The organism is Haloarcula sp. H-GB4 (genome assembly GCF_030848575.1).
Classification (GTDB): Archaea; Halobacteriota; Halobacteria; order Halobacteriales; family Haloarculaceae; genus Haloarcula.
Genome location: NZ_JAVDDX010000006.1, coordinates 1 through 19506 on the forward strand (window position 1 = coordinate 1; position 19506 = coordinate 19506).

General features: G+C 53.7%; 14 protein-coding genes and 1 pseudogene. 1 reads left to right on the forward strand and 14 read right to left on the reverse strand.

The window, feature by feature from the left end:
- The 8 genes and pseudogenes from RBH20_RS20075 to RBH20_RS20110 all read right to left on the reverse strand — a co-directional run.
- Window positions 1–276, reverse strand: a pseudogene (locus RBH20_RS20075) (relaxase); the annotation flags it as partial.
- Window positions 273–746, reverse strand: a complete 474-nt coding sequence (locus tag RBH20_RS20080; protein WP_306712032.1) for a hypothetical protein — start codon at window positions 744–746, stop codon at window positions 273–275. The gene RBH20_RS20080 and the pseudogene RBH20_RS20075, both read right to left, overlap by 4 nt.
- Window positions 743–1120 carry a hypothetical protein gene (locus RBH20_RS20085; RefSeq protein WP_306712034.1) on the reverse strand — a complete coding sequence of 126 codons (378 nt, stop codon included), beginning with the start codon at window positions 1118–1120 and terminating at the stop codon, window positions 743–745. Before RBH20_RS20085 ends, RBH20_RS20080 begins: the two co-directional genes overlap by 4 nt.
- Window positions 1113–4379 carry a VirB4 family type IV secretion system protein gene (locus RBH20_RS20090; RefSeq protein WP_306712036.1) on the reverse strand — a complete coding sequence of 1089 codons (3267 nt, stop codon included), beginning with the start codon at window positions 4377–4379 and terminating at the stop codon, window positions 1113–1115. The genes RBH20_RS20085 and RBH20_RS20090 overlap by 8 nt, the downstream gene beginning before the upstream one ends.
- Complete coding sequence (locus tag RBH20_RS20095) at window positions 4379–6058, reverse strand: hypothetical protein (RefSeq protein ID WP_306712038.1); 1680 nt, start codon at window positions 6056–6058, stop codon at window positions 4379–4381. The genes RBH20_RS20090 and RBH20_RS20095 overlap by 1 nt, the downstream gene beginning before the upstream one ends.
- Before the next feature lie 2 nt (window positions 6059–6060).
- Window positions 6061–6897, reverse strand: a complete 837-nt coding sequence (locus tag RBH20_RS20100) for a hypothetical protein (protein ID WP_306712040.1) — start codon at window positions 6895–6897, stop codon at window positions 6061–6063.
- Window positions 6894–8981, reverse strand: coding sequence for a hypothetical protein (locus tag RBH20_RS20105; protein WP_306712042.1), 2088 nt, complete (start codon window positions 8979–8981; stop codon window positions 6894–6896). Before RBH20_RS20105 ends, RBH20_RS20100 begins: the two co-directional genes overlap by 4 nt.
- A 7-nt stretch (window positions 8982–8988) precedes the next feature.
- Window positions 8989–9444 (reverse strand): hypothetical protein, encoded by a 456-nt coding sequence (locus tag RBH20_RS20110; RefSeq protein WP_306712044.1) that lies wholly within the window; start codon window positions 9442–9444, stop codon window positions 8989–8991.
- A gap of 1047 nt (window positions 9445–10491) precedes the next feature.
- Between RBH20_RS20110 and RBH20_RS20115 the strand changes: the two genes are divergently transcribed.
- Complete coding sequence (locus RBH20_RS20115) at window positions 10492–11622, forward strand: hypothetical protein (RefSeq protein ID WP_306712045.1); 1131 nt, start codon at window positions 10492–10494, stop codon at window positions 11620–11622.
- A 135-nt stretch (window positions 11623–11757) separates the two neighbouring features.
- Here RBH20_RS20115 and RBH20_RS21430 read toward each other — a convergent pair whose 3' ends face one another.
- The 6 genes from RBH20_RS21430 to RBH20_RS20150 form a co-directional block, all read right to left on the reverse strand.
- A complete protein-coding gene (locus RBH20_RS21430; RefSeq protein ID WP_058997938.1) occupies window positions 11758–12291 on the reverse strand; it encodes a hypothetical protein in 534 nt (177 codons plus the stop codon).
- Window positions 12292–12833: 542 nt separating this feature from the next.
- The gene (locus tag RBH20_RS20130; protein WP_306712047.1) at window positions 12834–13157 is read right to left on the reverse strand and encodes a hypothetical protein; all 324 of its coding nucleotides are present in this window, start codon (window positions 13155–13157) and stop codon (window positions 12834–12836) included.
- Between the two features lie 23 nt (window positions 13158–13180).
- On the reverse strand, window positions 13181–14404 hold the full coding sequence (locus RBH20_RS20135) for an IS701 family transposase (RefSeq protein WP_306712049.1): 1224 nt from the start codon (window positions 14402–14404) through the stop codon (window positions 13181–13183).
- 231 nt (window positions 14405–14635) lie between these two features.
- On the reverse strand, window positions 14636–16393 hold the full coding sequence (locus RBH20_RS20140; protein WP_306712051.1) for a site-specific DNA-methyltransferase: 1758 nt from the start codon (window positions 16391–16393) through the stop codon (window positions 14636–14638).
- Between the two features lie 589 nt (window positions 16394–16982).
- Window positions 16983–18998 carry a DNA gyrase C-terminal beta-propeller domain-containing protein gene (locus tag RBH20_RS20145; RefSeq protein ID WP_306712053.1) on the reverse strand — a complete coding sequence of 672 codons (2016 nt, stop codon included), beginning with the start codon at window positions 18996–18998 and terminating at the stop codon, window positions 16983–16985.
- Entirely contained in the window at window positions 18991–19470 is a 480-nt protein-coding gene (locus tag RBH20_RS20150; RefSeq protein WP_306712055.1) for a hypothetical protein, read from the reverse strand. Before RBH20_RS20150 ends, RBH20_RS20145 begins: the two co-directional genes overlap by 8 nt.
- Window positions 19471–19506: the final 36 nt, after the last annotated feature.

Genomic DNA, 19506 nt, shown 5'->3' on the forward strand with positions numbered 1-19506 from the left:
CTGCTGTGTAAACTCACTGTTCATGAAGTCCCGAGTGTTGGCACGGACTTCTTCTGGCGAATATTGTCCCGTTGGGTCTGGCGAGACGATCATGTGCCGCTGGAATCCGAACTCACGGCTCTTGTCGACAAACCGATTCACCTCTGAGTTAGACAGTTCTCGCCCGGCGGGGTTTCGGAGGTCGACCGTCGCGCCGACGTCCTGTTCGCGATCACGCTGAATGTAATCGACGAGGTTCCCTGCACCACCCTCCTGATAATCTGTTTTCAGCATCATGCACTCTCACCTGCCGATTCAGCAGCGGCCGAGGCATCTGACTCAGGGTTGCTTTCCTCGTCTGGTGTTTGCGATTCTATGTCTGGATCTCTCCCAACATGCTCGCCGGCAAATTTCAGCGCAAGCCGTCGCTGTTCAGCTGAGTAGTCATCTTGAAGCAGTTTCCAGATCGCGATAGTGTATGCCGTCCGGACTTTTTGGACGGTTTTTACCTCCTCCATTGTTCCAGACTCAAATTCTTCTAACAGCTCGGTCACCTCGCGTTTTGCCTCCTCCAGCAGAGCTTCGATTTTTGTGTTAGTGCTGTACCGCTGATACTGACTCTCTCCAGTCTCCCACTCGACGTAATCCTCGATAACCTCGTGTCCATACTCGGAGGTGGATGTCCCCGCGGCGTCAGCCAGCTGGTCAAACAATTTTTTGTTCTCTTCGGTCGTGTAAATCTGGAGTAGAGTGCGTCTCTCAGTCATTCCTGACCCTCCTTGTTTCGGATGGTTTCAACCTCTTCCTCTAGTTTATCTGTCGCTTCCTCCATCGCAGTAGCGCGCTTGTCTGCCGGGTACTCAGAGGCTATTAAATCCCACAGAGCGACCGAGTAGAACAGTTCCTGCTCCGTGTCAACGTTTGTTGCTTCCTCAACGTCTTCGACGACGGCATCAGCGATGTAGTCCAGTTCCGATCCAAGATTTAATTCCCCCGCACGCTGTTCCTGTAGTTCACGAGATATACGCTGTTCCGTCGCTTTCAGAATGTACTCTGAAACCCCTTCTCCCGCTTTGTTAGCCTGCTTCACGATCTCTTTTCGCTGCTCTGTACTCAGCCGAATTGTAACTTTGTCACTCATTTGAATTCTCCGTAGTGTCAAACTCCGCATCAGTCTCTGCCTCGATACCACCGTCAGCGACAACTGCTTCTGGCTGTGTCTGGTCAAGTGCTACAGACACCACGTCCACTAATTCCTCTTCGCTGAGTCCGTTGAGGACGTGTTCAGCCTTCTCCGGGGACAATCCACGATTCGCTAGCTCTTGCTCGACTGCTTTGGAATGGACGAACTCTTCGAAATCAGCAGCGCGGGAGTCGACCTCGTGAGCAACAACGTCGAGCGTATCTTCCGCGTCAGCGTCGAGGTCAATGATCTGCTTCTCTTCCCACGACGTCTTGATCGTCAGCGGGTAGTCTCCGTGTTCGTCGACGCGAACCAGTGCTTGCGAGTAGCCCTGACCGTCACCCAGTGACTCCTTGCCGGCTTCGGCGTGCTGGATGTAGGACTGCTGTTCGTCCGTCAGTCCAGCGCTTGTTGCCGTCTCGTCGCCTAGCTCTGGCTCGCGGTGATGTACTTTGATCGGGCACATTCCCGCGATTTCCTCAGCGGCTCCCTTGTCCTCGAACTCCGACAGTGTCTGAGACAGCATCACTAGCCGCAGTCCGGCGTGGCGCTGGTGGCGAGCAATCTGGTTCAGCGACTCCAAGTTCGCGTCGTCGTTGAACAGGTAGTGAGCTTCGTCGATGATGATCTCGACCTTCTGCTGCATATTCTTGGCCTGCTGGTACAGTGTCGACAACAGCAGTTGCATGATGAACGACTGCTTGCCGAGGCCACTACCAGAGCCTTCGACCTGCTGGAGATCCAGATAGACGGCCTTGCTGCTGTCGTCGATCAGCCGCAGGTCCGACTCTTTCGAGAGGTTACCGAAGGTACTCCCCGGGCGGAACGGATGCAGCGCAATCGAGAGTTCGTTTGCGTACTGCTGGATTTTCTGCTGGGAAGATTCCGTCGTCGCTCCCGGGAACATTCCCGGCTCTTCCTGGAGGCGGTCAACGACTTCGAGGAAGTCGCTCAGGTCCGGCGAGTTCTCCGGCGTATGTGTCGATGGGTCCGCTGGGTCGATATCCGATTCAGTGAATATCTTGTCGATCAGGAACGTGATCAGGCCGCTGTGCATCTCCAGATCGACATCGCGAGATTGGAGGAAGTTCTCGATCACTCCGTACACTTCGTCTTTCTTCGCTGAGACGGGCTGCATATCCGGGGATTGTTCGAGCACATGCTGAGGCGTCGGATGCATCTCACACGGGTTCAGCGGCGTCTCACCGCTGATCGTGATGGTCTTTGCATCCAGCATCTTGGCGCTGCCGTGCATATCCCCGACCGGGTCGATGTAGATCTGCTTGACGTCCGACCGCTTTTTCAGCATCCGCATCGCCCGAGCCTGCGTGCCGTGGGTCTTTCCGCCGCCGGGCATCCCAGTGACCAGCTCCGAGTGACCGGTTTCCAGTTCCCACGGGTCGATCAACAGCGAGGAATCGTTGTGGCCGTGCAGTCCGTACTCGATGCCGTCCTCCATCCGCAGGTAGTTCGACGAGAACGGGAACAGCGACCCGAGTGCTTCCCCGGTCATTGAGGAGAGTCGGTTTTGTCCGAGTTCGTTGGCCCCGATGGGCGAGACAGTCACCAGTCCTGCTTCCTGCCGGCGGGTCGTTCGCTTGACCCCGCAGTTCGACGGTGAGTCTCGCAGGAGCGTTTCGAGCCGGTTCGTTTGCTTCCGGAGGTCTTCTTCGGTCTCCGCAGTCAGCCGGATGAACGCTCCGACACGGAACAGCGACGTGTGATTGCGACGGACCATCTGCCGGATGTACTTCGCTTGGTTGACCTCCTGTTCGATATCTTCCGCTTCCAGCTCTCCTTTGTCGTTCTGTAGCATCTTCAGCGAGGAAATCCACTCTTTCATGACCGACACTGCTGTATCAGCGTCGTATGGGTCGATGTGGATTGAGACGTCGACGGCAAGGTCCGTATCCAGCAGTAGTTGCTCTAGCATTCCACTGGTCGGATGCTCGGGATACGTCTCGATCCAGAAGCACCGGGTGTACGTCTCTTGGTCGATGAGGGCGTGGTCGGCTTCCCATTCGATATCCGTCGGCGCGACCAGTGACCGATGGTTCTCTCCCGGTCTATGCAACTGGGAGACGAAGTCGGTCTCGTCGACCTCGTAGTCGGTCCCACCGACGTCGTCGGTGTCCATGCCCTCCGCAGCGTCGTGGGCTGTGGCACCCTTGCCGTGCTTGATGAGTTCCCGAGCGGAGTACGTCACCGGGGAGACGGAGGCCGCCTCTTCGTACTCCCGCTCGGTCCGGGTTTCACAGGCCCAGTAGTCCTCAGTCAAGTGCGCCAGCTCATGCGGGCTGACCGACCGACTACGACACCGGAACATATTGTTGACTGCTCTGTCGACGGTTTCGAGCCGGTCGTGGAGTTTCTTCGCCTTGAACTCCTCTCGCTCGGCGTCAGTGAGCGTGTCACTGTCGAATCGAGTGAACAGCCGCCCAATGACCGGTATCCCAGTCAGGTAATCCGCGATGGAGTCGCTGTTCATCTGGAGATCATGGATATCGTCGTCAGTGACCCAAACGACGATGTAGTACTTGCGCTGAAGCTCAGTCTCAGTCTCAACGTTGCCGCTGTCGTCGATGTAGCGGTTGACGAACTCCATCAGGACGCCCCGGAAGATCGAATGGCTCTCCGCGTCGGGGTCGTCGAGCCGGTCGACGTGTGCCTGTATGTGGGACTCGTTGTCGACCTCGGCCGTCGTGACGTGGAGTTTCGCCCGGCCAGTCAGCGATTCAGACAGGCGTGTGAGCGATGTGACGGCTTTCTCCCATTTCTCGTCATCTTGTAGCGACATATTGGCGGGCTCGACTTCGACCGCGCCGACGTACGCTCCGTCGACGCGCTCAATGCCGTGGGGCATAACCCGCTCTAATCGCGTGACCTGCCGAGTATCCTGATTCCCTTGGCCGTGAGTGTACTGACGCTTTTTGACGAGCCAGAACAGTTTGACCCGCAGCCACTCGGTCAGGCGATAGTGATCTGGCCGGACTTTGTGCAGGATGTAGAGGAACACTTCCACAACCGCTGTGAGGGCCAACGTGGGGAAGAACAGCGCTGCTGGCACGAACGGCATCCCCATCGCGATGAGGAAGCCAAACGGCGGGATGAGGAACAGGATGAGTTCCCCGAGTGTGTAGTCGCCCCAGAAGTTGGTCGAATCTCCGAGCGATTCGTGGATGATGTTCGTATTGTATTCTTCTTCTGAGTCAGCCATTAGTCATCATCCTCCTTGTGCGGCAAGCCGTCGCGGTACACATCCGGCCCTAATATATCGTCATCAGTTGCAAACACATCCCTGAGCGAGTCGTACGACTCGGACTCATCGGACTCCGTGGTCTCGGTATCGTTCTCGTCGAAGTCATCGTCGGAGAACGGCGGATCAACCTCAGACTCGTAGACCCTGGTATCGCCAGAGTTGATCTGTGTTTGGCGCTCCATCTTGGTTTGGCGCTCCATCTTCGTCTGGCGTTCACTAATCGGAGTGTCGTCACTCTCGGAGTCGCCGGACGAGCCAGACGAGCCGGACGAACCACCGTTGGTGAATCGGCTGTTGAGGGGACTTCCACCGGACCCGCTCCCGCCGCCAGAGGGTGGTGAGCCACCAGACCCGCTGCTGCCACTGCCGCCACCAGAAGGCGGAGCGGAACCGCCTGACCCACCGGAGCCACCGCCGCCGGAACCATTGTTGCCGCCACCTCCGGAGCCGTTGGGACTACTGCCGCCACCGGAGCCGGTGGGGCCGCCGCTAGAACCCCTCTTCATGCCAGCGGGGTTGGCTGCCATCTGGCGGTGGACCATTTGGGCACCCGTAGCAGCACTGCCGACACGTCCTTTTGCAGCGCCTGAGGCAGCTCGAATCGTGCCACCAGTCGCCATTGCTGCACCGGGGCCACCGACCGCGCCAGCGCCGGCCGTCGCCGCTGCACCACCAGCCGCCGCACCGATCTTGAGTGGCTTTTTGCCACCGGCGAGTGCCTGTTCGCTGACTTGGATTGCTACGCGGCTACTGCGCTGGATGAGGACCTTCTGGGATTTTGCCGCCAAGTACAGCGTCACGAGGCTGATAAACAGCGATAACTTAGAGGGAAGTCCCCAGTTTGTCGCTTCAAAGCTCATGCGGATCAAGATTGCAGGCGGAATGCCCGCAGCGAGGACTCCGGGATACGCGCCGGCGACCTGTTTCGCCAGCCCCGAGAAGCGATTCAGCGGCCAGACCTCGACCGCCCAGAACGTCGCGACCAGTGGCATCGACAGGGTCAGCAGGAAGACCAGCAGCCACCGAGTGATGAAGATGAACGCCGCCTTGAGGTAAACGTACAGTCCAACGATCATCAGAACGACGAATATCCCAAGGCTGAGTTCCGCAATTTCCTGGACTGAGCCAATTAGTGCGGCGATCTCTTCTTTCGACTGACCGGAGCGGTAAGTCGCCTCACCGATAGCGTCGAAGAATTGCGTCCCTAGTGAGGCCACTGGGAGCCAGAAGAACAGCGAAAGGAAGGCAACTCCGAGGCGACGTAGGAGTTTCTTCCGGATAACAGGGTTCATTGACCCGTACCTGAGCCCAATCATCGCCAGAACAGAAAGCTGGATGCCGAGCGCTAACCCAACGATTCCATCGAAGTAGATGCCTGAGATTAGCGAGTTCCACGGAGCATTGCTCGCAGACTCAAATGCAATGTCGACAGGGGCTGCTGAATTCGGTCCTTCAGGGGCAGGTGTCCCAACCATTGGATCGATAAGTTTCTCTAGAAACCCGTCGAGATAATCAACGATGTCCGATTTGAGTTGATCAAGGAAGCCACTGATACCAGCTGTAATTGCCGACGAGAGTTCTGCAACCACCCTCTCGGCAATCTCCTTTACGATTTCCCCAGCAATTTCCGTCTGCATTGCTATGTCTCTGTCTCCGCTGGGGTTGCAGTGATTTCTTCTGGCTCACCGGCCAGAGATCGTTTGCAGCCGCTTGTGTCGTCATATCTGATGGGCAGGCTGACTGTAACTGAGTCGCTCCAGAGAAAATTGACAGTCAGTGCTTGATCGATCTCAACTATTTCACCACTCTCATCAACTCTCCTACAATTACCTCCATGGTCTTCAAGAAGGAAATCAAATTTAACCACAGCGGTTTCGCTGGGCTTCACTGGAACGAAGCGATTGCTTTTCTCCTCACCATTCAGTAGTGTCTGAGATGCTGCATCTGTGCGTTTCCCCACGTTCCGCACAACCATCGCCAAGCTACCATCGACGAAGTCTGGATGTTCAGCCCCAGGGATAACCTCCTCAAACTCAAACGTAGTGCCCAGTTCGAGTGGGAGTTTGGTTTCGACGTCGTCACCACGGAGATAGAGCGTGTGCTGTCCCCGAGGCAGCGGTTCGTACGAGTCCTCGCCCTCTGTTAGCGAAAGGCGTGTCCGGGTTTCACCGGGGCTGAAATAGTCGCTGACGAACTCCCGACCGGACTCTGTGATGATGCTGACCGATGAGGGCTCGATCTCATCGGTCACAGCCACGTCCAGAGCCAACTGGCGGCCGTTCTCGACAATCTCAATCGACGTCTCTTCGATGTAGTCGGACTGCTCTTCTGGCGGGCCGGCGCTTCCGTCACCTCCGTCACTGCTATCAGACAGCCCGCCACTGCAGCCTGCAAGCGCGGCAAGACCCCCGCTAAGGAGTCCAAGCACTGTTCTGCGGTCGATACTGCTATTTCGTGGTATAGTCTTGTGTGTCATGAATTATACCAACCAACAAATTTGCCTCTCGTCCAGACGTCGTAGCCATACAGCGCCAGCACAGCCGGCAACACCGTCAGGAGCGTCACTACAGCGAGGTCGATGAACTCCGCAAGGTCTGGAAGATTCACTTCGTAGGCGACCCGCTCTTGGGTGTCTCGTACCGGGACAGCACGCCCCTGCTCCCACCAGATCTGAGTCGGGCGATACGTGACTATCGCCGAGGAGACTTCGCCCTGGTCGACGGTGACCGTAATCTCATCATCGCCAGCGAGTGACTGTTTGACCCGGGACTGCCCCGTTGCGACAGTAACGTTCCCTGCCGCAATCGGGAAGCCAGCCGTCGGTTCGACCCGGACCAGCAGGTCCGTCGAGTTGTCGGTCGAGTTGACGACCTCGGAGGTGATGTTGACCTCGCGGATTGGCGTCGGGTTCGTCGAGTCCGCTGGCTGTTCGATGCTGTGCCCACGGACGAGTCCGTTGATCTCGAAGTTCTCCGTCCGGAGTTGTTCCGCACTCCGAATCGTGAACCGATCCGCCGTCGTGAACGTCTCCGAACGGTTGATCCGAATCTCCGGCGGGAGCGTCGTCCTGTTGGTCGCGTTAGCGGTCGTGTTCGCCGTCGTGTTCACAGTCGCATTCGTCGGATACGTCGCTTCGAGCGATGGGACGAACCGCCAGCCGTCGGAACTCTCATTTTGGACGCGGTTGACCGTGACTGCCGGACCTTCCGTCGTCCGGACAGCGTGGGTTTCGAGTGGTCGTACTGGGGTCGTCGTGTTTTCCGACCAGTTTTTCCAGCCGGGCGGTGAGCGGGTATAGAACCGCCACTTGCTCTGGACCTCGTATCCCCCGTCGAACTGGACGCTCTGCCAGCTGCCGGGGATTACAGTCCCGATCCGATAGTCGTCGGTCGTGGCCCCTCTGCCGTTCGGGACGACGCCGGGCTCGACGACCATCTCCCGCTCGGACAGGTTCTCTACCCGGACCGTCCGTGAGTCTGTGACCGTCAGCTCGTACTCGTCAATCTCGTCATCGCCAATCTCCGAGAGATTCGTCGAGATCGTCGTGACCAACTGGAGTTCTGTGGTCCCGTTGATCTCCGTGTAGTTGAGCGTGGGCTGGGCGGCAGTGCTGTTGTCCATCGCAGTGCCGTTGGCGTACAGCGTCGTGTTCGTCGACGTGTTCAGGACTCGGAAGTCGTCCTCGAAGAACTCCGAGATGAATACTCGATAGTCGTGGATGGCACGAACGGTTCCGTTCGGACGGACCAGACGCTCCGTGGCTGACTTTTGATGGACGACCGTCGACGGCTCGATGCTGAAGAACGCGACGTAGGCGTCACGAATCCAGATGCCAGAGCGAGTATCCGTGACGTTCACTGGATACGAGGCGTTCTCGATGCCAGTCCGGAACGAGTCGTGTTCGGGCCGGTTCCACAGCGTTGTGTTCGATGGCTCGCGAGACACCATATCTCCCGTGCAAGAGGGCAGGACGGCCAGCGTACCGTTCTCAGCCCCGGCCCGGTCGGCTCGTGTGAGATTCGGATGATCGGGGTCGCCAGACCACAGCGCACGGAAGAACGTGTGGTTGTGGTTGTAGGAGCGGTTCGGAGGCACGACGCCTGCCGTCGCGTTGTCCCCGACAGAGGCATTGGCCGGCGGGTTCGAGGTGTTCTCGTAGCACGAGACTTTCGCGCTGAGGTTCTGCCTTGCTCCGAGTTCGACGGACCTGTTCACACCTGTCTGGTTCGCTGTTGACCCTCGGTCGATGGACTCGGTGCCTTCGGTTCCGTTGGCTGTTGTCCTGTTGCCTGCTGTCTCGTTGCCTGCTGGGTCTTGGACGCTGGATTCGTTGTTGTCAGTGCGATTCGTCTGTGTTCCCTCCCTACTGGAGCCATTCGGTGCGGTGGCGTTTTGTTGGAGTACCCCCACGCCACCGTGACTCGCGTCAGTGAGGGATTGTGCCGTCCCCCGCTCAATCTGAGCTGGGTTGCCACCAGCGGACGCCGGCCCCGCAGCTGCGGCTGTCGAGAGCAGCGAGCAAAGGGCCGCGATCATCAGCAGTGAGCGGAGTGGTGGCATCGTATCTTCAGAATGGGGTCACGCAGTCCGAGAAGCCGAAGCCGACGTTGTCCCCGAACTTCGTGATGAGTTCTGGAGCCACGATTGCCAGGACGACGACGCCGAGGCCGACCAGCGAGAGGATGAGGTCCCGGCGAGCCTCGTTTTGCTGGTTCGGGTTGCCAGAGGCCCGCATGTACGACAGGCCACTGCGACCGACGAACACCATCGTCGCTGGCAGGCCAAGACCAGCCAGTGCGCCAAAGACGACGTTGACGCCGTCCTCGACAGCAGTGTCACAGTAGATGTTCCCGACGTCGGTCTGGCCCATCGCCGAGCCAGCAAATAGCGTGAGGAGCAGCAGTAACTGCGTTGTCTGTCGCACGCCGGGCGTGAGCCACGCGTCAGCGAATCGCCGCTTTGCGTGCGTGTAGAGTGTTGGTTGTGTGGTCGATGCGTTCGATGCGTTGGTTTGAGTTGACATGGATGTCTCTGTTTTTGCGGTCTTGCTTGTCCACCGATTCCCCACCGGTAATCCGCTACGGATTCTATGTTGGTTTTCTTATACTATTGTTGAATTCTGTCTTGAATACGCCAGCAAATTATGACAGTGGGATTAACTAAAATCTTGTCTATCAACTTAACCTTGATCCTCTATAATACTAAGTATTATAGAGGATACTACGGACCCGTTCTGTTGCTTGATTTTTAATGTAGCACCGAGGGTGCAATCAGACCTCATATTCGGTGTCTTATCACTTATCTTATGCAGTACAAATCTAGACAATATAGACTATATAGTTGGTAAGTAAATCGAAAGTAGTACCACTTTGCTGACATGATAAGGTATATACGTCTAGTCTAGAAATTTATGTTTAAGATAAGACCTGCACCGCTGACAGCCGCAACGGACACAGGCATCCCTCAACCGGATGGGGTCAACGGATGTCTGACGCTCCTAGCGGTTTTAAGTCACCGGATGTGCAAGTCGCAGGACAGAGAAGACACTACGAGAAAGCAACTTGCCTGAGAACGGACCGGCGTTCCCAGCTCGAACCCGTTGGCGCGGGAATCGCTGGGAACGACCACGCTGTCTGTACCGGTTCCTTCTCGGCAGAATGGCTTAAGCGTTACCCACCAGCAACAGGTATCCCCAGCCATATCTGCCGCCGTCGAGAGGCGGAGGGTGCTCACTAACCAGGATGGATATGAAGCACCACGAACGAGAGCGTAGCCAGAGAGGCATACAGTCAGAACCGTTCACGAACGACCGCCGCACGCAGAATTTTATTTTTTTGCTGCGCGGCAGAATGGAGTGTCCCCCGGGGGTCCCCTGGACCCCCGAAGGCGGCCGTCAGGCCGTCTACCCGCACTGCGGTCCGTCGGCAGACGCAACCGCAGGCGGGGTGGGGGTCTGCACCCCCACCCCACCCACACACCAAGAAGGTGTGTGTGGTGTGGGTGTGAACCCCCCCGCACACACCAAGATGGTGTGTGGGTGCGGGTCCGCCCTTCGGGAGGTGGAGTCCTGATGCGGGACACCTCGAAACTAGACTGGATGGTTCCCGTAGATGAGTGGGACCAGTTCCGTCGCCACGTTGAATCCCAATTCGGGGTTGCTGAGGGCTATCTGGGCCGTGAAGCCGAACTCGCGATGAAGCAATACATCGACGCGGACGGCTATGCTCGCGTTGAAACGCTCGTTGACCGACTCGTCTCAGCCGCCGGCCGCTCTCCGGACCACGCCAGCGAAAAAATAAAATCTGATCTGTCGTCTCAGGAACCGACCCGTATCGGAATCCGCGTCGGGACGATACTCAAAGAGGAGTTTTGTGCATACGTCGACGAACACACGGACTACAACTACGGCGTCGCCCTCGCACGCGCACTGAACGTCTATCGCGATGGCGGGCGATCTCGCCGCGTAGAAGACAAACTCGACCGCGTCGTCGACGACGCCGAATCCATGCTGGGCGAACTCAACGACGACTCCGATAAGAGTCTCAACAGCGTCCAGCGCAAGACCATCGCCATCTGCCACGATGTCGGCGAGTCGTTCACCGATGCGGTCCTGAACGAGAGCATCCACAACATCGCCGCCGAGGGACCGAAAGCATCTGACCCAACGCTGGAGAAGTACCGTGACCTCGTGATCGACCGCCTCGACTACGAACGCCACCCGCACACCGAGGAGCTGTGGATCTCTCGCGACCAGGCCGAGGAGATCGCCCCCGACGAAACGCCCGCTGAGTGCCGCCGCTCGGTTGACCTACTGGATACTGACGAGATGAAGCGCCGTCTCATCTACACCGTTGGACGTCGGGCACTGGCGACGTCCTCAAAGGACGTGACGCTCCCTGAGCGAGAACTACGTCAGGAGGTGTTCGACGACGAGATTTCGAGACCAACGATGCATGAAGTGATGCAAGCAGCCGCTGAGCACTTCGGAATCGGGACCGGCAAACCAGACAGACAACAGGTGCTGCGCCTGAATCTGACCGAACTCGAAATCGACCATCCGGACATGGCTCGGACGATTCGACACTTCGCGAACGCCGACGGCGACTCGAAGCTTGCTGACAGCGGCGAGACGACGCTGGGCTCCTATGGTGGCGGCCAGCAGCCGTCGGCACTGACTGATGGAGGGACTGTCGCTGACTGACTCCCCACACTGAACCGCTCTCAGCACGCCCGCGGGCACGCCATTGTGCCGGCTGTTAGCTTCAGCTATGCCGTTCGACGGCTACCGGGAGATGAAAGCTTCTGACAACACCGTCAGATAGCTCGTCAAAGTACCTCAAGTCGTTCGAAGGTAGTCGGTGCGTGGCTCATACACCTCTCCCTTCTGCTTGAGCTTGTCAATCTCGTGTTTGGCTTCCGACTTATCCATTCCAATCCTTCTGGCATCTCGAATCACCTGCTGGACCGGTGCTCCTGCATCGAATCGATCCTCTATATCTGCAATTATCCCCTTAACGTTCTGAATCCGCTCACGCTGAGATGACTCTTCTCCAACGATATCGTCTCCAATAATGAACTGCTGTGGATGGGGCGAACCGACACCGACATCATCGCCGACAACGTCACTGACGGTCTCCATTGTTGCATCGTCATACAGGCTAACTACCAACCGCGCACCTTCCCTGTCTGCTTCTGCATCAACATTGACCTTTACTGAATCTGGCAACTCTTCCGCGAGTGTAGCTTCCAGCTCTTCCTCAGCCTGATAACTCAGTTCTTTAGCTCGGCGCTCGTGCTCAGAGCTGGTCTGCAGGTGGTCGGCGGCCTCTTCGACAAGCTCAACAGCAGAATGGGAATCGTCGTCCGACATATTCGCATAAAAATCCGCTTAGAACTTGATAATTTGCAAACCGAAGTTACCAGCTACCAGTAATTAAGTCTATCAACCGGACACGCTCTTCAGTAAACTGGCGGAACCAGGAGCATTAGCGCGATAATCACGACCAACTTCCTACTCGGCTCTGCGCGTTTATATACACTCGTCAGAACCCTCAGAATGGAGGAAGAGATGGTCTATCTCTTCCATTAGTCCGTGGAGATCACGGTTCGGCTACTCACGCACCTACGCGAACATATTGTAGAACGTCTCCTTGAGGCTGTGCTCAAGTTGCGCTCAGTAATCTATTATTAGAACACTCTTACAACTGGAAGCAAGTTGGCTATAATTGGATTGGTCTAGATAAACTGATGACTGATGACTGATAGCACGCAGGTAGTTCTCATCCACAAACCCGTCCGGGAAGTCAGACTGGACACTTATTTTCCGCTGGAAGAGCACCGTATTCAAGGGCAATTGAATGTCTCCGCCGGTAGCCTACGGGGGACTACAAGGAATCACCAAGCAGGAAGTGTTTATTCGAAAACCGATGAGTCAATCGTTTCAGAACTTACAATACTTGATTGGTGGTTATTTGCTCTAGGTTTAGATTTAACAGTGAGGACGCCAATCGGCATTCGACCTTCTAATGCCACGATCTGGCCATCCATCTCTAGAAGTTTTTCTCTATCTTTGACGCGGTGTTTTTTATCGTCACCAATTACCCTCGCCCACAGTAAATCAAAATGTTTGTGATCTAATAGAGATTTGATTATTGTTGGCTTCGCGCTGAAAATCTCGAATTCCTTGTCTTGACCATACATTGTAATAGTCGTCTCTTTCTCGTCCCCACTGAGCATAGGGTCTCTGTCAACCCTGTCACTCAGCTTTGCACGTTAGCGTCAGCAGTTGAGTGAACGAAGAGGTGGTCGATCTCTTCCATGAGGTCATCAACGCCTCGGTCATCGTTGTCTCGAACCCACGAGAGGAGGTTGTAGACGGCTTCTTTCAGGGAGTGTTCGAGGTTCGCTCGAAGCGATGACGCTTTCGAGCGAACCGTTCCCAAGGCGCTCGAGTCAGGATCAAGACGAACGAGACTGTAGGCGGCCATCAGAAGGTGCCAGTGCCGACTGGCACCTTCGTCTGTCTGCATCTCGCAGTCTCCCAAGCCGAGATCCTGCTTCGAGTCCTCGAAGAATGTCTCGATGCGCCACCGCATCCCGTAGGAGCGAATCACGTGCTCGGTCGGTGCGTCGATTTTGTTCGTGGCGAGGTACTTGACCGGATTCTCTTCGTCTTCATCGGTTTCCTTCTCGGCGATAACCAGCTTCACGTCTCCCAGTTGGGAGACGGGAAGCTTCTTCGTCCAGATATGGTAGGTGTCGTCCTCAATATCGCGCTCAACCGTGTCGATGCGCTTTGCCAGCGCATCGACGCGGAGCTCTTCACCGGTGTAAGTTACCTTGCGATTGCTCCGGAGCGGGCCGATCCAGTCCTTGCCGTAGGATTCGATGTGGTCAGGAAGGCCAGAATCGTGAGCGAACCACGAGTCGAAGAGGTAGGTGTCCGCAGGCACACCTACCTCTTCTTCGAGTTCCGTGACAATCTCACGGGCGAGATCGTACTTCGTATCGTGGTCGTCGTCTTCGTCGTCTTGTTTTTCGTAGAGGCGGAAGGTGAGGGGGTAGGCGGTTTTGTCGTCAGCGTAGAAGGCGTAGATGAGGTCTTGGCCCCAGACAGTGTCATTTTCGGCGTGATCGTAGAACTGGCCGACGCCGGGGACTTCGTCCCCGGCTTTCTCGGTGATCGTGTCGTCAAGGATGATGTAGCCATCCTTCGACCAGCGCGTTTCACCGTGTTTCTGAAGTTCTTCGAGACGTTCGTGGTTGAACTGTTGTTCGTCCCAGTCGTACTCGGTGAGGAACTTGTTGAGAGCTCGTTTTCCGCTGGCTGGAATAACTTCACGTGCGATACCCGCCACGGTCTTGTTGCTGGCCGCAACAAGACCTGTGGCGTAGGTTTTCGCGTGACGTCGTTGTGCCGGTGACAGCGAGTCAAACTCGTCGAACACGCGCGTACACGAAAGGAAGTCCGTGATCGGCATCATCCGTCTTTGCCACCGCCTACGTCACGCTACCACTTCAACGTGCAAAGCTGAGCCTGTCACTTAATTCCACGATGTATCACCAAGGCCCAATATATCATGCCATAATATGAATTTGGTGGTCTAATAACAACTCACTGATTGATTCTTGATCAAAGTTCGATCATTTGCATTGTTGAATGATTTTTCCCTAGTTTGTGGTTAGGTCGAAATAAAGTGCCATTCAGAATGCCGTCACGAGTCCTCCCAATGCGAAACGTCAAGATCAGCGCCGAATGCATCGTAGCCTAGTTCCTTGGCTACTGTAAGCGTGGTTCCGGATCCCGCAAAGGGATCAAAAACCCGCCCTGGAACAGGCTCACAATCGCAACTACAAGAGGACCAACCCACAGTTTGTCTTTGCGGAAAAGTAAATTCACGAAAGTACCCGCCAAGGACCTCTTTCGCCGCCTCAGCGTATTCTTCGATTGTTTCGTCGTTATTTCCTGCCCCATCTTGGAATTCCATCGCCTTCCCAGCATCAGAAATACCGACAGCCTGGATCGCCCGTAGATGCGTGGAATTCAAATCCGATTCAAAGAATTTCTTTATAGCACGTTGGGCCTGGTCCCGCCTTGGGCTGAGCTTATAATACTCATACTTTATTAAATGTTCCACAAGTTCGGCTTCAGAGGTTTCATTCATTAACCCACGCATATCTTTATTAGTCTGTCGACGATGCGGCGTATTGCATTTATCACAGACCGCAGGCGGGCAGCCTAGTGCAATCGCTCGCTGGACAAGCTCTCTCGGGAATGGTGCAAGGTGTCCACCAGTATTCCGGTCATGCGCTATCTCCCACACGTCTGTCGGGTTTGATCCAGTATCATAGATGTCGATGTATCCCTCGCGGTCATAGAAATAGTCATCATTTTGTACAAGATGGAAAATCCTTTCATGTCGACTAGTTAATCTATCATCCACCGGTGAAGGAACACCATTTGGCTTTGTCCAAGTGATTTCATTTCGAATGGTCCAACCACGCTTCTGCGACTCTTGGGCGAAAAGTCCAGGAACTCCCTGAAGTGACTTATTCTTAAACGTGTCTCCAATATTGAAAAACACGGATCCAGTAGGACGGAGAAAAACTTTCCATCGTTCTAATGCGTCAACAAGATTCGATACATAATCTTCGACTGCTGTTTCCTGCCCAAGTTCTATTTTTTCCCCTTCATCGGTGAAGTACTTCCGCTTCTTCCAGTATGGAGGGGACGTCAGGATCAAGTCGATACTGCTTTCATCAAGGGGAATTGGATCAGCACGCTCATGGTTGGGTGAATCAGAACCTTCGGGAACTATATACCGTGCATCGGCTTCATACACCTCCGCTGTTCGGTCTTCGGGGTCCCACATATCACTCCCCTGGAATCTACGCATTGTTTCAGTAGGTGGGGGACCAATTTCGTGCTCACGAAAAAATGCTTGAAGCGTCGTATCGATGGTTTCCAGTTTGCCTTCATCGTTCAGCAGTCGGTCCCTGATTGCAAGGTCGATTGGTTTGGGATCGTCATCTAAATCGAACTCTGGAAGAACAATTGAAGATAAATGTTCTCTGTAACTCACTTCATAGGGGAATCCAACACTCTCCTGATCCAGGTATTTTCCCAGAATTTCTGCCATTCCGGTGGCTGACCAATAATCCACCTCTCGTAGTTCGTAGTGCTTCGCAAGTTCATCATAGAGGGCGTGGGCTAATGCAGCATTTTCCATCAGGTATGTCTCTAATCTTAACACATCCTGGTTTTGTTTCGCAAGTGCGCCCCCGTCACTACTGACATCAGAATCTTGCTGGAACTGGTCAATTATTGATCCAGTATATTGGACAAATAGGTTTTCATTAAGAACGAGAGGATCAAGATGTTCCGTTAGAGTACCAGCAAACTCCTCAACCGACTCGTCAAATAAATAAAAATCTTGAAAACTTGATGGTAGGGAATACTCCTCATCAGCCATTGAGTACACTCGGGTAACCATACCACTTGAAAATTCCGACCGAGGGCCCTACAAGGATTTCCTGCAATTACCGCTTAATTGGAAGAAGTAACTGTCTTAGTATACGTTGCAAATAATTCAGTCATACTCCGAAATTCAAACTGCGCACTGTAATGCAGCCCACATTCCGCACCTCTAACCTGCTCCCCGATCAATTTTCCGTCTGTCGATTATGACAAATAATATTTGAAATTAAAAACTAACAACTGGATATGTTATATATGATGAATGAAAACGCTAAGATGGCCATAAACGACCGCAGTCGGTGTGTTCACGCCGATCTGGCTTAGCTTGGAATTACGGTTGATGTGGACAGACCGCCTGTTGAGTCGCTCATTTGCGGAATGACAATCAAAGTATGATTTCGCAAAACCGCAAGACGGAAAAATGGTGCAGTTGAGATTGAGGGGTGCGGAATATGGGATGCAGGAAGTATAACAGCAATTATTTAGAACTGTTATCGCCCGTATTTTCGATCGGTTCCGTTATCACCAGTGAGTTTTTATAAGTGTTTTCCGGAACTTCCCAAGTGCAGTTTGGGCCGTGGAGATTACGATTTCTGTAATGCTTGTACAGTGCTTGCTTCTATCACCCTATCACCTTGGTCAACATCAATCAAGATGACCCCTTTCGTGTTTCGTCCAACAGAAGAGATATCGTCGACAGGAGTGTGGATCAACTGGCCATTCTGGGTGATAATACCGACAGAATCGCTGTCTTCCACACGCTCGATTGCCATGAGAGGACCATTCCGGTCGCCTGTGTCAATATCAATCAAACCTCGCCCATATCTGGTCTGTTTGCGATACTCTCTAATTGGGGTGCGCTTGCCGTAGCCATTCCTCGTTACAGAGAGTAATTGAGCATTGGACGGATCTGAAACAACCACCATCCCTATAACCGAATCATCATCATCCAACTCGATCGACTTAATCCCCCGTGCGGATCTTCCCATGTCTCTAACTTCCTCCTCATCAAATCGTATCGCTTGGCCATTTTCAGTGGCTACGATTAAGTCAGCATCCCCCTCAGTCCAAGCAACGTCTCGAACTTCATCACTATCTTCCAACTTAGCTGCTACAATACCAGTACTAAGAATATTTTCAAATTCTGAGGTCCTCACCCGCTTCACGAATCCATGTTTCGTTACCATGGTGAGATAGTCGTGATCGGTCAGAGATATCATTGAGAGAACAGATTGGACCTGTTCGTCCTCGTCAAGTGAAACAAGATCGGAGAATTGTTGCCCTGTCTCAATTCGGTCTTGTTTTGGCATTTCGTGAGCACCGATTTCGTATACTTTTCCAGCACTGGTAAATAACAAGAGCAGATCTCTGGGATTTGCTACGAAAAGTGTGTCAATATCAGCATTCTCTTCTTCGTCATGGGCGCGCAAACCTTTCCCCCCTCTGTTCTGCAAATCGAATTCCGTAACAGGAGTTCGTTTGATCGTTCCTGCATCAGTTTGAATATAGAAATGGGGCTCCGAAGAAATAATGCCATGTCCAGAGAGTGCGCCAACAAGGGCTTCCAACCCATCTTTGGAAAACGAACCATGATCAGACTCAGTTGTCTTGACCCCTTCTATGGCCCTGTCCAGTTGAGCCCGTATTTCCTGTTTAGAATCAATCTCCTCAGAGAAGTCAGTCGGAATCAAGTCGCAGAGTATTCTCATTTCCTCTAAGCTAAATTGCCCAGGACTGTTTTCAGAATGAGTAATATCGGCAGCTTGTTCAGATATTTGCTCACGGAGGTTTTGTTTTTTCTCTTTTACAGTGATAACGCCCGTCTCTCCATGGCATGGCTTACACGGTTCTAAGAGAATTGGTTTCTCCTCACTGGAACTATACTTTTGATTGCTAAGATCCTGCCCGCAAAAGGTGCGATCCAGCTTCTGATACTTCCGATGATAGATGTTATTCTCGAACCGAATATATTCTATTCCAAGATCTGAACTAGCCTTCGGGATATCTTCGCTGTCCGGTTCTGGGACAGAAGCCTCAGAAGCCGATTTAATTTTATCAGACGAGTTGCCCTGTTGTTTTGTAGTTATTTGTTGTTTATCACTCTCGGCAGATGACGCCTCAAGTTCGGGCTGTGGAGCAATATATTCGCGTATAGAAGAATATTCATCATACTCACCGTCTTCATGCAAAATACGCAGAGTAGTGCCACTGGCATAATCCTGAACGACTTGCATACATCGTCCACAAATCTCGACCCCTCCCTCTGATTCAACAAGTAGTATATTCGTTATCGGCGATCGAGATTCAGCATACGCTTTCCAAACCGCCAATTCAAGCGCGTGAACATCATGAGATTGTCCTTTTTGCAAGAATTGTCCAGAAGCTAATTCGTGACTGTTTGTCCCGACTGCTACTGCGTATTCTTGATTAGATTCAATCGAACTAGCCAGCTCTTCCAACTCTTCCCAGTGATCCTCACCGGATTCTGCTTGCTTCGTGTTCTCTGGTAGATCCAACTGCTCTGCGGTTAGATGGCGGACCTTTTCTTTGGATCTGTGCTTATTATCGATCGAGAGCGACGGGATATCCCAATCAGTCATATTTATCAAAGGAATCTTTAGTGATATTCGAGTCACCGGTCTTATATAGGTGGGTGAAGTCCCTCCCGCCAAGTTCGTATCCAAACTCCTCTACGAAGGCTTCTACAACCGTGAAAGCGGAAGGATCGTCCGAAGTAAATGCATAATCACGGAATAAGAAAGCCGCGAGTGATTCAACAGGGATTTTTGACCCATCAGCCAATTCATGTCGGGCAAGTTTCCAATGTTCATCTGTTAAGGCCCATTTTGAATTATGACCCGACTGCTCAATCTCTGCAATCTTTAGTAGAGGGGATGTTGACCTCACTGAGGAAGGAGCGTATGTCCCTGCAACATTTTGATTGAACCACATGAGATCGATTGAGTCGGTCTCAGATTCATCGAAGGGAACAAAATAGGGTGTATCAGATTCGTCTCGTTTGATCCTAAAATAGTCATCAAAAAACTCATTGTACGGAAAGTTCAGATTCACAGTCCGCCCTTTTACCGCAGACTGCTGTTGTAGACA